Source organism: Roseomonas sp. GC11 (assembly GCF_024437745.1).
In the GTDB taxonomy this organism is placed as follows: Bacteria; Pseudomonadota; Alphaproteobacteria; order Acetobacterales; family Acetobacteraceae; genus Pseudoroseomonas.
Genome location: NZ_JANFNY010000128.1, coordinates 1 through 8,528 on the forward strand (window position 1 = coordinate 1; position 8,528 = coordinate 8,528).

Consider the following 8,528-nt stretch of genomic DNA (forward strand, 5'->3'; position numbering starts at 1 on the left):
GGCTGGGCGTGGTGGACGACGCCGCCTTCGCCACCGCCCGCGCCAGCCGCCTCAGCCGCGCCGGGCGCTCGCCGCGCGCCATCCGCGCCCATCTCGCCGCCCGGGGTGTGCCCGCCGCCACCGCCGAGGGCGTGCTGGAGGAAAACCCGCCCGACGTGCTGGCCTCCGCCCTGGCGCAGCTGCGCCGGCGCCGCGCCGGCCCCTTCGGCCCGCAGCCCATGCCGCCCGAGGCGCGGCTGAAGGCGCTCGCCGCCCTCGCCCGCGCCGGCTTCCCGCATGACGTGGCGGAACGCGCCCTCGCCCTCTCCCCCGACGAGGCGGAAGACCGCCTGCTGGAGTTCCGCCGTGGCTGACACCGCCCCCGCCCCCATCGTGCCGGGGGCGCCCAAGGGCCCGGTGGTGTTCACCCGCGCCGGGGTCTGGCGCGGCGCGCGCGTGGCCCTGCCGCTGTGGATCGGGCTGCTGCCCTTCGGGCTGGTCGTCGGTGTCATCTCCGCCGGCAAGGGGCTGTCCCTGGCCGAGACGATGCTGATGTCGATGATCGTCTATGCCGGCGCGGCGCAGCTTCTCGCCCTGGAACTCTGGGCGGACCCGGCGCCCGTCCTGGCCGCCATCCTGGCGGCGGCGGTGGTGAATATCCGCCTGGCACCGATGGGCGCGGCCCTCGCCCCCTGGCTGGACCGGCTGCGCGGCCTGCGCCTCTGGGGCACGCTCGCCACGCTGGTGGACCATTCCTTCGCCCTGGGCGTGGCGGAGCAGCGGGCGGGCGGGCGCGATGCCGGCTTCCTGCTGGGCATCGGCGTCTCGCTCTGGCTGGGCTGGCAGGTGGCGACGCTGGGCGGGCATGTGCTGGGCGGCGCCGTGGCGCTGCCGCCGGGGCACCCGCTCTTCTTCGCCGGCATCGCCGCCTTCACCGGGCTGCTCGTGCCGCTCTGGCGCGGCGCGCGGCGCGACCTGCTGCCCTGGGCCATGGCCGCCGCCATCGCCGTGGCGGCGCAGCGCCTGCACTGGCCGCCCCCCCTGCCCCTGATGCTGGGTGCCCTGGGCGGCGCCGCCCTCGCCGCCTGGATGGAAGGACGCAAGACGCCATGAGGCCCGATGTCCTGGCCGCCATCCTCGGCATGGCCGCCGTCACCTATCTCTGCCGCGCCGGGGGCTATGCCGTGCTGCGCGCCGTGCGCCCGCCGCCCTTCGTCGAGGCCATGCTGCGCAACCTGCCGGGGCCGATCTTCACCGCCTATGTCGCCCTGGCGCTGGACCGCATCGGCTGGCCCGGTGTCGCCGGCAGCGCCGCCGTCATCCTCGTCCAGCGCGCCACCGGCAACCTCAGCGCCTCGATCATCACCGGGGTCGCGGCGGTCTGGGCGGCGCAGTTGGTATTCTGAAGATTTTCTTTTTCTGAAGAAAAAGAAACAAAAAGACTTTTTCAGTTTGGCGTCCCGCCTCACCTCCAAGGCGGGACGCCATCTGAAAAAAGTTTTTTGGTTCTTTTTTTCAAAAAAGAACAGTTACCCTTAACTAAACTGCCCCATGCGCCTCGACATAGAGCGCATAGACCGAGTGGCTGGCGGTCATATAGAGCCGGTTGTTCTTCGGCCCGCCGAAGGTCAGGTTGGCGCAGCGCTCCGGCAGGCGGATGAAGCCGATCGGCTTGCCCTGCGGGTTGAACACCATCACCCCGTCCAGGTCTTCCGGCTGGCCGCGCAGGTCATAGACCGTGCGCCCGCCCACCTGCCGCGGCTCAGGCTGAAGCGCGCCATTGCTGCCCCAGCCGCACCAGAGATTGCCATCGCGGTCCACGCGGAAACCATCCAGCGCGCCCTGGTCCGCCGCGTCGATCAGCTTGGTCTTGTTGCTGACGCTGCCATCGGCCGCCACATCGTAGCTCCAGATGCTGCGGTTGGGCGTGCCGCGCCACTCCACCACATAGAGCTTGCGCTCATCCGGGGAGAAGGCCAGGCCATTCGGGTTGACGAGGTCGGTGATGACCGCCTTCAGCGTCCCGTCCGGGGCGATGCGGTAGACATTGGTGGTGGCCTGCTCCGGCCGGGCGCGGCTGCCCTCCCACTCGCCATTGATGCCGAAGATGGGGTCGGTGAACCACACCGTGTCGTCCGAGCGCACCACGATGTCGTTGGGCGCGTTCAGCCGCTTGCCCTCATAGCTGTCGGCCAGGATGGTCAGGGTGCCATCCTTCTCGGTGCGGACGACGCGGCGCGTCACCGAATGCTCGCAGGTGATGAGCCGGCCCTGCCGGTCCCGCGTGTTGCCATTGGCGTAGTTGGCCGGGCCGCGGAAGACGCTGAGCGCGCCGCTGCGCTCGTCATACTTCATGATGCGGTTGTTCGGGATGTCGCTGAACAGCAGGTAGCCGCCCTCAGGGAAATAGGCCGGCCCCTCCGCCCAGCGGAAGCCCGTCGCCACCTGCTCCACCGTGCTGCTGTAGATGCGGTAGCGCGCGAAGCTCGGGTCCAGCACCTGCACCGCCGGGTCCGGGTAGCGCTGGTTGGGCGTGAAGGGGAAGGACTGCGCCATCGCCTCCCCCATGGCGCCCGCCGCCGCGCCACCGGCCAGGAGGCCGCCGCTGGCCGCCAGAAATCCGCGCCTGCTGATGCTCATCCGGATGTCCCCTCTCCGCCTGGGCGGTCCTGCCGCCCGGCCCGTCTGTGCGGGCCTTGAGGCCGCCAATGGCCTCGTTACGGCCGCGGACGCTGGCACCGCTGGCATGGGGCTGTCAATTCATCAGACAAGCCGACAACCAAAAAGACGCCGCGCCGGAGGCCGGCGGGGCGGCGCTACATCCAGCCCTGCACCGCCGCGAAAAGCCGCGCGGCGGGCGGCCAGTAGGCCACCACCGCCTCCCGCCATTCCCACAGCGCGGCGAGGCCGCCGCCCAGCACCACCAGCGAGGCCAGCCAGGCCAGCGCCACACCCAGGGCCGAAGCCGGAGCGGGGCCGGGCGGCACGCTGAGCGGCGGCGGCGGCGCCATCACGGCGGGCGCCTGGCGGATCAAGATGGTCAGGGTGGAAATGCCCCGCCCCTCCTCCAGGGGGCCACCCTCCTCCGGCACCCCGGCGGAGGGGCGCAGCGGCGGCATCCCCCCCGATGGCGCCGGGGGCGGGGTGGCACTGGCGCGCATGTCCTGCGCCACCGCCGCCTGCTCGGCCGGCGTCAGCACGCGCGGCGGGGCGGGCAGCGGCACCCAGCCATGGCCGCAGCGCACGCAGCGGACCAGCCGGCCAGGGACGACCAGCGACTCCGCCACTTCATAGGCGGCCGCGCAATCGGGGCATTCGAGACGCATGCCCGCGCTATGCCGGGGCCTCGCGCTGCCTGCAACCCTTCGTTAACGCTGGCGGGTGGCGGCGCGGCGCCGGGCGTGGCATGTGCTGCCCCATGGTGCGCTTCACCGCGGTCGGCCTGCGTTATCCCTCGCCCGATGGGCGGCCGGGACCCGAGGCCCTGGCCGACCTGACCTTCACCCTGCCCGAGGGCAGCTTCACCTGGCTGCTGGGTGCCTCGGGCGCCGGCAAATCCTCGCTGCTGCGGCTGATGCATCTCGCCCAGATGCCGACGCGGGGCGAGATGGAGGTGCTTGGCACCCTCATCCGGCCGGAGCGGCGGGGCAGCCTGCCGGCGCTGCGCCGGCGCATCGGCGTGGTGTTCCAGGATTTCCGCCTGCTGCCTTACCTCTCCGCCTACGACAATGTGGCGCTGCCGCTGCGCCTCGCCGGGCGCTCCGAGTCCAGCCTGCGGCCGGATGTGACGGAGATGCTCCGCTGGGTCGGGCTGCAGGGCAAGGAGGGCGCCCTGCCGCAACAGCTTTCGGGCGGCGAGCAGCAGCGCGTGGCCATTGCCCGCGCCGTCGTCACCCGCCCGGCCCTGCTGGTGGCGGATGAGCCGACGGGCAATCTCGACTCGCACCAGGCGCGGCGCCTGCTGGCGCTGCTGACGCAGATGAACCGCCTGGGCACCACCGTGGTGGTCGCCACCCACAGCGAGGAGCTGGTCCGCCAGTTCCCCGCCCCCGCGCTGCGCCTGGACCAGGGCCGGGTGGCGCATCATGGGTGAGAGCCGCCCCCGCCCTGGCTCCCCTCATGGCCCCTCTCATACCGAGGCGCGGCGTGGCCCGCGCTATGCGCGCGATCCGCTCGGGCTGCGGCGGGCGCTGTCGGACCGGCTGCTGCCGGCGCTGGTGGCGGCCATGGCGCTGCTGGCGGCGCTGGCCCTGGCCGGCAGCCGGGGGGCGGAGGCGCTGCGCGAGCGCTGGCAGCAGGGCGCCGCCGCGGCGGTGACCGTGCAGCTGCCGCCCGAGCAATCCGGCCGCATGGAGGAGGCCCTGGCCCTGCTGCGCGGCCTGCCCGAGGTGGCGGAGGCGCGGGCGGTGGACCAGGAGCGCCTGCGCGCCCTGCTCCGCCCCTGGCTGGGCGAGGTGCCCACCCTGCCCCTGCCGGCGGTGGTGGAGCTCAGGCTGCACAGCCTCTCCACCGACCCCGCCCCGGTGGCGCAGCGCCTGGCCGAGGCCATTCCCGGCGCCGAGCTGGAGGCGCATGGCCTCTGGGTCGCGCGGCTGGCGGCGCTGGCGCGCAGCGTGCAGGGCGTGGCGCTGGCGGTGCTGGCGCTGGTGGTGGTGGTGGCCGTGGCGGTGGTGGCGGTGGCCACCCGCGCCGGCCTCGCCGCCCGGCGCCAGGCCATCGAGATCCTGCACGACCTTGGCGCCACCCAGGGCGACATCGCCGGCCGCTTCGCCCGCCGCATCGGCCTGCTGGCCGCCGGCGGGGCGCTGGCCGGGGCGGCGCTGGCGGTGCCGGCGCTGGCCGCGCTCTCCAGCATCGCAGCGCCCCTGGCGGGCGGGCAGGTGGCGCCGTGGTCCACCCTGCCCTGGCTCGACCTCGCCCTGCTGCCGCCCTGTGCCGGGCTGATCGGCTGGGCCACGGCGCAGCTCAGCGTCCGGCGCTGGCTGCGGCGCCTGCCATGAGCCCGGCGGCCAGAAGCAGGGCCACCGGAAGCATGACCACCGGGAGCATGGCCACCGGGAGCATGGCCACCGGGAGCATGGCCACCGGCCACCGGCCCGCCGGCAGGCTGCCCGATGGCAGCCGCCGCCACCGCGGCTGGAGCCGCCTCTGGCTGCTGCCCGCGCTGCTGGCCCTGCTGCTGGTGGGCGGCTTCGCCCTCTTCACCGGGCAGAGCCGCGCCAAGCCCGAGCGCCCGCTGCGGCTGACGGACGGCATCGCCGTGCTCACCGGCGGGCCGCAGCGCGTCGAGGAAGGGCTGCGCCTGCTGGCCGCCGGGCAGGCGCGGGCGCTGGTCATCTCCGGTGTCGGCACCCGGCCGACGCTGGACGACCTCGCCCGCCGCGCCGGCCTGCCCGACCCCCTGCCCCCCGGCTTCGCCGCCCGCGTCACCCTGGGGCGCGAGGCCACCAGCACCCGCGGCAATGGCCAGGAGGTTGCGGAATGGGCGCGGGCGCGGCAGATCCGCAGCCTGCGCGTCGTCACCGCCGCCTTCCATATGCCCCGCTCCCTGCTGGAGCTGCGCCGCACCCTGCCCGGGGTGGAGCTGGTGCCGCATCCCGTGCAGGTGGAGGGGCCGCGCACCGCCCTGCTGCTGCGCGAATATGGAAAGCTGCTCGGGGCGATGCTCGGCCTGTCCGCCCTGAAACCGGAGAAACCTCCCCAGTGACGGCCTTCGTGACGTTCCTGCGTTCGGCGCTGTTCAACGCGCTGTTCTTTGTGCTGACCGCGCTGTGCTGCGTGCTGGGCATGCTGCTGCTGCCCTTCCCGCGCCGCTATGTGCGGCGCTGGGTGCAGGGCTGGGCGCGGCTGATCCTCTGGCTGCTGCGCGTGCTCTGCGGCATCGGCCTGCGCGTGACGGGGCGCGAGCACCTGCCCCCCGGCCCCGTGGTGATCGCCGCCAAGCACCAATCCGCCTATGACACCGTCGTCTGGCTCGCCCTGCTGCCCGAGCCGGTCTATGTGCTGAAGAAGGAGCTGACGCGCATCCCCGCCTGGGGGCAGCTCGCCAGGCATTTCGGCGCCATCGCCGTGGACCGCAAGGGCGGCGCCACCGCGCTGAAGCGCATGGTGCGCGAGGCCGCCGCCGCCCTCACCGCCGGCGATCAGGTCGTCATCTTCCCCGAGGGCACCCGCACCCTGCCCGGCCAGCGCGTGGCCTACCAGCCCGGCATCGTCGCCCTGGCGGCGGCCAGCCCCGCGCCTGTCCTGCCGGTGGCCACCGATAGCGGGCTGCACTGGGGGCGCGGCGCCTTCGCCAGCAAGCAGCCGGGCGACATCACCGTGGCCATCCTGCCGCCCCTCCCGCCCGGCCTGCCGCGGGCCGCCCTGCTGCGCCATCTGGAGGACGGCATCGAGGCGGAGACGGACCGCCTGGTGCGCGCCGGGGGCGGGCCTGCCCTGCATCCCCCGCTTGTGGATAATTCTGTGGGATAATTGGCCGGAAGCCCTCCCGCCCCCTGTCAGCAAGGGGCTCCAAGCCTCTGCGGGCATTGTTTTTCCACTGTCACGCCTTTGCCACACCCGGGCTTGACAGCCACTCAACCTATTGATTTTCCGAAGAACCACAAAGAGCGCCCAACCGGGCGCTCTATTCCGCTTGCCTGTGTCCGCGCCGCCGCGCGGCAGCCTGGGGATTTCCTGTGGATAAGCCTGCGGAAAACGCGTGCAGGCCCCTCAAAGGCGCGGGTCGAATCGGCCGCGCTCCCCCTCGGGTGCCGCCTCGCCACCCCCTGCGGGCAGCAGCGCCGCGATGCGGTCCAGCCCCGCATCCCGCACCCCGAGGGCACGCAGCCCGGCCAGGGTGTTCAGCAGGTAGTCGCGGTTCGGCCCCATGCAGCCCACCCCGGCGGCGATGGTGCGCGCCGCCTGCTCCGGTGCCAGGGCGCGGCAATAGGAGGGCATCGCCCGCGCCGCGATGAAGGCCACCGCCCGCTTCTCCCCACCCCCTTCGAGCAGCCGCACCCGCACCATCCGCCGCTCATAGATGCCGCCGATCATCTCCCGCGCGTCGAGATAGGCCAGCACCTCAGGCGCCGTGGCGGCGGGGACGCGGAAGGCCACGCCCCGGCAGGCGCCGCCCCGGTCCAGCCCCAGCACCAGCCCCGGCCGCTCCACCGTGCCGCGGTGGTGGGTGGACCAGACGCAGAAGCGCCGGTGGAAGCCGCGCAGCAGCGCCGGGTGCCGCCCGGCATGGCCGAAGCCCGGCTTCCAGATCAGCGAGCCATAGCCGAAGACATAGAGCGACCCATCCGGATCGAGCAGGGCCTGGGGCGGCGGGTCGGGCAGGGTCATGGCGGGGCAACGGGGCGGGGCAACGGGGCGGGGCGGGGCGGGGCGGGAGAAAGAGGGGGCGCCGGCCAGGGCCGCGTTTCCCCCTCCGGGGGATCGGGCCTATACCGCCCGGCGTGATGACCGCAAAGACGCCCAAGGGCGCCTCGCCCCGCCGCCTGCCCCGCCTGCTGCGCGGCGCCGCCCTGCTGCTGGGGCTGCTGGCCGCCGGCCATGCGCTGGCCTGGACCCTGATCACCCGCAAGATGGAAGCGCGCTTCCTCGGCTGGGCGGAAGCCCGCCGCGCCCAGGGCTGGGAGGTGGCGCATGGCCCGCCCCGCCGGGGCGGCTGGCCCTTCGCCGCCACGCTGGAACTGCCGGGCTGGCGGCTGGCCCTGCCGCAGGGGCCGGTCCTGCAGGGCGAGGCCCTGCGCCTCTCCCTCTCGCCCGGGCATTGGGACCGGCTGCTGCTCTGCCTGGAAGGGGCGCAGAACCTGCGGATCGGCACGGCGGAGTTGCCCTTCCGCGCCCATGCCCTGGTGGCATCGCTGCCCCTGCTCGGCCAGGGCGATGTGCCCCTGCGCGGGGAGGCGCTGCAACTCGGCCCGCCCTCCGGCGCGGTTTCCATCGCCAGGCTGGAGGGCACGCTGGAGGGGGTGGAAGCGGCGCGGCGGCTGCGGCTGGCGCTGCGCGGCATCGCCCTGCCCGTGGCCACGCCGATGGGGCCCGAGATCGCGGCGGCGACGCTGGATGCGGCCCTGAACGGGCCCGTGCCGCCCCCGGCCCCGCTGGCGCAGCGCGCCGCCGCCTGGCGCGATGCCGGCGGGGCGCTGGAACTGCGCGGGCTGACGCTGCAATGGGGCGGCGCCACCGCCAGCCTCGCCGCCACCCTGGGGCTGGATGCGGCGCTACAGCCCGCCGGCAGCGGCACGCTGCGGCTGGCCGGGGCGGAGCATGTGCTGGATGCGCTGGTGCAGGCCGGGGTGGTGCCACAGCGCAACGCCGCCCTGGCGCGCGGCCTGCTGCCGCTGATGCAGCGCCCGGATCCGGCCGGCGGGCCGCCCGTGCTGGAAGTGCCGGTGGCCCTGGAAAACCGCGGCCTCTCCGTGGCGCGGCTGAACCTCGGGAGGGTGCCGGCGGTCGAGTGGGAATAAAAGGCTGGCCTGGGGGGGGGGGGGGGGGGGGGGGGGGGGGGGGGGGGGGGGGGGGGGGGGGGGGGGGGGGGGGGGGGGGGGGGGGGG

11 protein-coding genes are annotated in these 8,528 nt (G+C 74.4%); 8 read left to right on the top strand and 3 right to left on the bottom strand.

Going from position 1 to position 8,528, the window contains the following annotated elements; genetic code table 11:
- From NON00_RS23110 to NON00_RS23120, 3 genes are all read left to right on the top strand, one after another.
- A partial coding sequence (locus NON00_RS23110; RefSeq protein ID WP_256025141.1) for a RecX family transcriptional regulator occupies positions 1-353 on the top strand: 353 nt, incomplete at its 5' end.
- Positions 346-1,092 carry an AzlC family ABC transporter permease gene (locus NON00_RS23115; RefSeq protein ID WP_256025142.1) on the top strand — a complete coding sequence of 249 codons (747 nt, stop codon included), beginning with the start codon at positions 346-348 and terminating at the stop codon, positions 1,090-1,092. The genes NON00_RS23110 and NON00_RS23115, both read left to right, overlap by 8 nt.
- On the top strand, positions 1,089-1,385 hold the full coding sequence (locus NON00_RS23120; RefSeq protein ID WP_256025144.1) for an AzlD family protein: 297 nt from the start codon (positions 1,089-1,091) through the stop codon (positions 1,383-1,385). Before NON00_RS23115 ends, NON00_RS23120 begins: the two co-directional genes overlap by 4 nt.
- A 133-nt stretch (positions 1,386-1,518) precedes the next feature.
- On the opposite strand, the gene NON00_RS23125 is transcribed toward NON00_RS23120, so the two are convergent.
- Entirely contained in the window at positions 1,519-2,619 is a 1,101-nt protein-coding gene (locus NON00_RS23125; RefSeq protein WP_256025145.1) for an SMP-30/gluconolactonase/LRE family protein, read from the bottom strand.
- A 176-nt stretch (positions 2,620-2,795) separates the two neighbouring features.
- A complete protein-coding gene (locus tag NON00_RS23130; RefSeq protein WP_256025146.1) occupies positions 2,796-3,305 on the bottom strand; it encodes an MJ0042-type zinc finger domain-containing protein in 510 nt (169 codons plus the stop codon).
- A gap of 92 nt (positions 3,306-3,397) precedes the next feature.
- On the opposite strand from NON00_RS23130, the gene NON00_RS23135 reads away from it, so the two are divergent.
- From NON00_RS23135 to NON00_RS23150, 4 genes are read left to right on the top strand one after another with little or no spacing between them, the layout of a single operon-like run.
- A complete protein-coding gene (locus tag NON00_RS23135; protein ID WP_256025147.1) occupies positions 3,398-4,072 on the top strand; it encodes a cell division ATP-binding protein FtsE in 675 nt (224 codons plus the stop codon).
- Positions 4,065-4,979 (top strand): ABC transporter permease, encoded by a 915-nt coding sequence (locus NON00_RS23140; protein WP_256025148.1) that lies wholly within the window; start codon positions 4,065-4,067, stop codon positions 4,977-4,979. The genes NON00_RS23135 and NON00_RS23140 overlap by 8 nt, the downstream gene beginning before the upstream one ends.
- Positions 4,980-5,011: 32 nt before the next feature.
- Positions 5,012-5,686, top strand: coding sequence for a YdcF family protein (locus NON00_RS23145; RefSeq protein WP_256025149.1), 675 nt, complete (start codon positions 5,012-5,014; stop codon positions 5,684-5,686).
- Between the two features lie 8 nt (positions 5,687-5,694).
- Complete coding sequence (locus NON00_RS23150) at positions 5,695-6,453, top strand: lysophospholipid acyltransferase family protein (RefSeq protein WP_256025150.1); 759 nt, start codon at positions 5,695-5,697, stop codon at positions 6,451-6,453.
- A 240-nt stretch (positions 6,454-6,693) separates the two neighbouring features.
- Here the strand turns inward: NON00_RS23150 and NON00_RS23155 are convergent, their stop codons facing one another.
- Entirely contained in the window at positions 6,694-7,311 is a 618-nt protein-coding gene (locus NON00_RS23155) for a gamma-glutamylcyclotransferase (RefSeq protein ID WP_256025151.1), read from the bottom strand.
- Positions 7,312-7,427: 116 nt separating this feature from the next.
- On the opposite strand from NON00_RS23155, the gene NON00_RS23160 reads away from it, so the two are divergent.
- Positions 7,428-8,441 carry a DUF2125 domain-containing protein gene (locus tag NON00_RS23160; RefSeq protein ID WP_256025152.1) on the top strand — a complete coding sequence of 338 codons (1,014 nt, stop codon included), beginning with the start codon at positions 7,428-7,430 and terminating at the stop codon, positions 8,439-8,441.
- Positions 8,442-8,528: the final 87 nt, after the last annotated feature.

Bases quoted from the DNA above. Each gene is read 5' to 3' on its own strand.
- NON00_RS23120 (WP_256025144.1), top strand. From the start codon at position 1,089: ATGAGGCCCGATGTCCTGGCCGCCATCCTCGGCATGGCCGCCGTCACC.
- NON00_RS23125 (WP_256025145.1), bottom strand. From the start codon at position 2,619: ATGAGCATCAGCAGGCGCGGATTTCTGGCGGCCAGCGGCGGCCTCCTG.
- NON00_RS23130 (WP_256025146.1), bottom strand. From the start codon at position 3,305: ATGCGTCTCGAATGCCCCGATTGCGCGGCCGCCTATGAAGTGGCGGAG.
- NON00_RS23135 (WP_256025147.1), top strand. From the start codon at position 3,398: ATGGTGCGCTTCACCGCGGTCGGCCTGCGTTATCCCTCGCCCGATGGG.
- NON00_RS23140 (WP_256025148.1), top strand. From the start codon at position 4,065: ATGGGTGAGAGCCGCCCCCGCCCTGGCTCCCCTCATGGCCCCTCTCAT.
- NON00_RS23145 (WP_256025149.1), top strand. From the start codon at position 5,012: ATGACCACCGGGAGCATGGCCACCGGGAGCATGGCCACCGGGAGCATG.
- NON00_RS23155 (WP_256025151.1), bottom strand. From the start codon at position 7,311: ATGACCCTGCCCGACCCGCCGCCCCAGGCCCTGCTCGATCCGGATGGG.
- NON00_RS23160 (WP_256025152.1), top strand. From the start codon at position 7,428: ATGACCGCAAAGACGCCCAAGGGCGCCTCGCCCCGCCGCCTGCCCCGC.